2 protein-coding genes are annotated in these 5,576 nt (G+C 45.8%); both read right to left on the bottom strand.

Annotation, left to right across the window (positions count from 1 at the left end; genetic code table 11):
• Window positions 1-538: type I glyceraldehyde-3-phosphate dehydrogenase (locus ACQY26_RS05790; RefSeq protein WP_428048200.1), on the bottom strand; the 538-nt coding region annotated here is incomplete at its 3' end.
• A gap of 329 nt (window positions 539-867) precedes the next feature.
• Complete coding sequence (locus ACQY26_RS05785; protein ID WP_428048199.1) at window positions 868-5,379, bottom strand: hypothetical protein; 4,512 nt, start codon at window positions 5,377-5,379, stop codon at window positions 868-870.
• Between the last annotated feature and the right edge of the window lie 197 nt (window positions 5,380-5,576).

Genomic DNA, 5,576 nt, shown 5'->3' with positions numbered 1-5,576 from the left:
GTACGGTGGTCATTAAACCGTCTTTGATACCAAATTTATCATGTAAAACTTTGGCGATAGGGGCCAAGCAGTTGGTGGTGCAGGAAGCGTTGGAAACGAACTGCGTACCTTTTACGTAAGTTTTTTCGTTCACGCCGACTACGAACATCGGGGTGGCATCCTTGGAAGGAGCAGACATTACCACATATTTGGCGCCGGCTTTAATGTGAGCCTGGGCCTTTTCCTGCGTAAGGAATAAACCGGTGGATTCGACGACGTATTCCGCGCCGACTTCGTCCCATTTAAGATTGGCGGGATCTTTTTCCGCGGTTACGCGGATTTTTTTGCCGTTTACGATTAAGAGATTGTGCTCTACATCGGCTTCAACGGTACCGTTGAACTGACCGTGCATCGTATCGTATTTAAGCATATAAGCCAAATAGTCGACGGGGCACAAATCGTTAATGCCGACGATTTCAATATCATTGCGTTCTTGAGCCGCGCGGAATACGAAGCGACCGATGCGGCCAAAACCGTTAATACCAACTTTTATTGACATAACTTTAAATATCCTCCAATTGGATTTTTTATTTCACATATATAATACTATTTTTTTACTTCTTTTTAAATACGCCAGGAACAAGCTTTTACCTGTTTAATTATCTTGCTCCAGCCTGCATAAGCCGCCCCGCGGTATTTAAGCGAAGAAAAAACTTAAATTTACCCAAATATGGAAAATTGTTAGCCGTGAGAATATAACTTAACACGAGCAAATAAAAGCGGCAAAGTGCTAGCCGCGAGAATTTAACTCAGACCGAGTAAAAAAGGTGAGAACAAACAATAAAGCCCGGGGCCTTATAGCCCCGGGCCTAAAACCTCTCCGCCAAACTACATCATCCTGGCCGGTTCGTCATCATAAGCGACGTACGGCCATTTTTCCCTTTCAAAAATCTTAAGCCGCGCAGGAAGTTCATTTATTGGGAAGTGCATATAAACAGGGTCATTTATCAAGTTTTTTACGTTGCGCCCCGCTATACCTATATCATTTAAATGGTCGTTTACGCCGAAGACGACGTTAAACCCGTCTTGCTTCTGAACTTCCTTAATGTTAACGTCGTTGAAAGGCACTTTAAGGTAAATATCGCCCGATTCCGTATTCTTGATATAATCGGAATTAAACGTATGTCTGAGCTGAGCCAAATAAATGCCTTCCGCGCCGATAACGTTTACCAAGCCGCCTTCTTCATTGACGTCAACCACGACAGGCAAGTCCGCTTCCCCTACGGTTCCTTTATTGGAATGGAGCGTTATGTTATCAGCCGTAATATTGGCCACGCCGCCCAAGTCATTCACTTTGATATCCTCATCGGTAATGACGGAAACATCACCCGCATTTACGGTTAAAGAATCAATCTTAAGGCCGTTGGCGAAGCCGGTAAGATAAATCCCTTTTTCCGCCTTGGCGGTTAAAGAAGAAGATTCCCATAAGGAAGAGCCTTCAATCTTAAGCGGATTTTCTTCCGTGCCGATTGAGCCGCTTTGCGCGGTAAGGTTTATATCATGCGCCGCGACGTATCCTTTCGCGCCGGAGAATATATTAGACGCGCTTTCCAATACGGCCGAACCGTTCTCGGCTGAAACGACATTGTTCAAAACCAAGTCCGATACGGAGGCAAGAACATTAACGTCTTTTTCCGCGACGACTTTGCCCAAAACGCTTGCGGAACCTTTTGAATTTATGTAGATGTCATCGCCGAAAGCGTTTATCAAGCCGGACGCGTCAATATTAAGATAGGAAGATTCCTCGCCTATGTTGCAATTTTCGCAGGCGAAAGTCATATCCCCCCCGGCTTTTATCAGGCTTTGAGCGGAAGCGTTTAATATATCGCTTTTTGAGGCGATCTTAATATCTCCGCCGGAAGTAAAACCGGCAATATAAAGGGGCTCTTTCCCCGCGCCTTCAATATAGGCGGAGCCGGAAGTTTTTACGTTTAAAGCGTTAATGCCGCCCCTCCCCTGTTCAAGGGCTACGCCCAAAGCCTGCTCTTCACTGCCGGCTTCGGCAGCTTCAATATTAATTCCGTATGCCCTTATATTCGGCAAATCGTCGCCGCGCGCGTCGGTAACGGCGCCGGAGGTTTTAATATCGGCCAAACCTTCGGTAAAGATATAATCCACCGCCAAATTACCCGGTGAGGAAAGCCAAACGCCGTCCAAAGCTCTGGCGTTTAATTTTCCGGAAATATCCGCGCTTAAAGCTTTTTCTCCCGAGCCTATCGCACCTTCGGAAGCTTCCAAAGTAAGATTGCCGCCTTTGATATTTACGCCTTCTTCCTCAAGCACGTTATAAATGCCGCCCGCGCCCATAATAGTGATATTATTGCCGGCGGAATCTATTGAACCTACGTTGATATCCTGCTCCGCGCCCAAGTAAATAAAACCGGAAGCGTTTAAATCAATTCTGTCGGCGTGGATATCGACGTCTTCCCTCTTAAGAACCGTAAGGGTTTGCCCGTCTTCGGAGAAGACTATATTATCCCTTTCGGCGGAAGATATAAGCAGTTTCTTTTCGTCGCTTAAGTTTTTAAAGTCCGCAATATTAAAAGTTTCCCCGCCGTTGTCCTGGCCTATCGCTCCGCCGGCTTTTACCCTGACGTTCGCGCCTTTTATATTCGGGTCTTCAACCATATATTGCGTGTTGACTTTATTGTCAAGGCTGGCCGCGTCTATCTTATAGGTAAGCTGATCTTCAGTCCAGCCCGCGCCGTCCTCGTCCATAAGGCCGAGTGCGTTCCAATCTTTAAGCAGTTCCTCTTTGCTGCGCTGATCTATGACTTCGTTTTTATTTTCGTCATATATCCCGCCGGCGGTTTCCAAATCGACGTCGCCGGATTTGGATTCTATCAGATTAATACCCAAATCGCCGGAAGAAGCGTTCTTTACGGCAACGCTTTCCTGCGCCGAAGCCGAAAGATGATTCGTATCCAAATTTACGGCTAAGCCGTCTTTACCGATGGAACCCATGGCGGCCTGCAAAGTTACGCCATCGCCTTTAATTAAGGAGGAAGCGTCCTTCCCGTAAACGGAACGTTCAGATTTAATATTAACGCCGCCCGCGCCGCTGATATTGCCGAAGACGAAATCGCTCGCCATTACGGAAGCCAAATTAATATCGCCAGTTTCGGAAGAAACGTTTACCGCTCCGCCGTTAAGTTCCACATTGACGGCGTTTTGCCCGCCGACTCCGTTCTTGGCGGTGATATTGACGTTCTGCGCTTTAATATAAGCGTCCGCGCTGTTGGACTTAACCGCCCCGCCCGAAGCCGTAATGTTGACGTCGCCGGAAGCATTGTTAAGCAAACCGTTTAAAATAATATTCGACTTGGACGAATTAATATCCAAAGAAGAAGAATCATAACCGTCAAAAGTTATCTTAACGGGATAATCCGCCTTAACGCTGTGGGTGTTGATTTCTTTATGGCCTTCTTCGTATTTTACTTCGTGATGATTGGTTTTAGTGGAGAATATCCACCAGCCGCTGGTCGTCGTCCAGCGTTTGTCATAAGTTTTGTAAGGTACGGGATTGCCGTTTGCATCCACTACGGGCTTGCCCTCGTTATCAAGCAGAACGACGTCCTTATCTTCAAAAGTATATGTATAAGCTTTTGAAGAGTCTTCCCCGGTCTTTACAAACTCCCCTTCGTATAAAGAGTTATCCTGCAAGTATCTGGTGTTTGTAAGTTCATAGCTGTCGTCGGGTACTAAAAAGTCCATACCCCAGAAGGTGTTGCTTTCTTTTTTATAAGTGGTTTCTTTTATTTTTTCTTTGCCGGTGTTCCAATAATATCTCTGCCCGGAAAGCGGATTATAAGAAGTTTCCCTGCCGCCTTCAATTCTGCTTACTATATTATTGGCGTTGCCGTCCGCGTCCCTGGTATTGCTGTTTACGGTCAGCAAAGTATCGCCGGAGCGGTAATATACCGTTTCCAAGAATCCGCCGGTGGCGTCTCTTTGGGCGGTATCGGTAATTTTTATGGTTCCTTCCACTTTACTGCTTGCGTCCAAGGAATTTAAAAACAAATCGTAGGAAGAATTATTCGCCACGTTTATGCGCCCGAAACCGTCAAGAACTTTAAGTTCGCCGTAATTGCCGCCGGTATTAAGAATATGGCCGAAAAGCTCCAGCCTGCCGCCGTCAACTTTGACGTCTTTAAGTTCTATTCTGTTTTCAAGGACGTTAAAATACGCTTGTATATTGCCCGAATCGTTTATGGCGTAAAGTTCGCTTACGTTTGCCTCGTGCCTGTTTTTGCGCGCATAATAATCTGCTGCGGCCGCTTCAATGCTGTTAAAAGTGCGTCCGTCGGCGGAAAGCGTAAAGTTATCGCCGATATTAAGCGTCAAATCCTTGGAACCGCTTTGGACAAGCCCGTTAATATCAAGATAAGCCGCGCTCAAAAATACGTTATTGCCCGATATTGAAGTTCCGCCGCCGCGGGCAGAGCCCTCAAGCGAGGTGTCGGTTTTGCCGCTTTCTGAAGAGGAAGCGACGTCCCCCCAATAACCGTAAGGATTGCCCGCCACGTGCAGGAAGCTGTCAGAAACGTAAGACTGCATAATCTTATCCGCCGCTTCAATGGAAATGTTTTTGGCGCGCATATTTCCTTTTGCCTGGATACTGCCTGAGGAATATACGTTAATATCGCCGTTATCGTTAAGGATATCGCCAAGGAACTCCAAGTTAGGCGCACGGTTTTGATAAGAGTAAGAGGATTTTATCTTTATTGAAGGCCTGCCGTTTTCAAGCCCGCCGGAAGAAACGACTTCGCTCAAAGAAGCCGTTTTATAGTCGGCGTTGGCGGAAGCTATATCCTGCGCGCTCTTTACCAAAGCTCCGTTATAGTAAATGCTGCCGGTGGAAGAAGAATCTATGGTAACGTCATTAAAGCGCATAAACAAATCGCTGTTATTGTTAATTTCCACTTCCGCCGACCCCGGAGCCGAAAGCTTGCCCGCGCCGGTGATATTATCCGCGTTGATGCTGATATCGCCCATATTAGCGCGGATATCGTCAAAAACTATGAAATCTACGGGGACTTCCGTCATAAGCCCGTTTTCGTCTATTTGGCCCAAAGCCGCAAGTTCGCTTTCAAGCCTGTTTATTTCCGCCTGATAAGCGGCGGCGGAAACTTCGGAAACGGAATACTGCGCTTTTAAAATGCGGAATTTTTCTATTTCGTTTAAAAAAGGCGTGTTGCCTTTATCAAATGAATTAATAAATGTTAAATCTCCTTCAAAATCTTCTGCAGTATATACTTTACCATCAGCAGAAGCAGCAACTGCACCGCTTGCCAGCATCAGGCCTGCCAGAATTGCAGAAAGGGTCTTCTTGAGTTTCATAGATTCCTCCTTGTAGTAAAATGCTTTCTTATCGAAATCTGTCATTTTTTCTGATAAAGAAAGTGATAGCTTTCTGTATACAATATTATACAACACGACAGATATAATGTCAATAGATTTTCCGCAGAATTTTCCTCATGAGGAAATCTTTACGCTTTCTTAAGCATTTTGATTTTTCAGCCAAACACTTTTCATTC

The sequence above is a fragment of the Candidatus Proelusimicrobium excrementi genome, assembly GCF_937881865.1.
GTDB lineage: Bacteria > Elusimicrobiota > Elusimicrobia > Elusimicrobiales > Elusimicrobiaceae > Proelusimicrobium > Proelusimicrobium excrementi.
Note: the sequence above shows the minus strand (reverse complement) of the source record. Positions and strands in the feature narration are given on the sequence as shown.